Below are 241 nucleotides of genomic sequence, written 5' to 3'. Positions count from 1 at the left end.
CGCGAAAGGCTCAATATAGCGTCGAAACTTCGCCGGCATTGCCGCCTGCAGCACGTTCAGGATCGGCCGCTTGCTTCCCGCCCAACGGATGATCGGTGTTGTCAACGCGCCTCCGCGCTTGTTAGTCTGTTATCGCGCGCTATTATATCGTCCACAGGTCCTGCCTACACACCAGTCACGCCGTACGATATGCGCCAAGGGACGCGGTCCGAATGGGCCAGCTCAGCTGTTCTGCATAAAC

General features: G+C 58.5%; 1 protein-coding gene. It reads right to left on the bottom strand.

Features of this window, described 5'->3' with window-relative positions; genetic code table 11:
• A partial coding sequence (locus tag SB751_RS34700) for a DNA adenine methylase (RefSeq protein WP_410749574.1) occupies window positions 1–105 on the bottom strand: 105 nt, incomplete at its 3' end.
• Between the last annotated feature and the right edge of the window lie 136 nt (window positions 106–241).

It is taken from the genome of Cupriavidus sp. SIMBA_020, assembly GCF_046535395.1.
Lineage (GTDB): Bacteria > Pseudomonadota > Gammaproteobacteria > Burkholderiales > Burkholderiaceae > Cupriavidus > Cupriavidus campinensis.
This window is presented reverse-complemented; position numbering and strand designations above follow the sequence as displayed.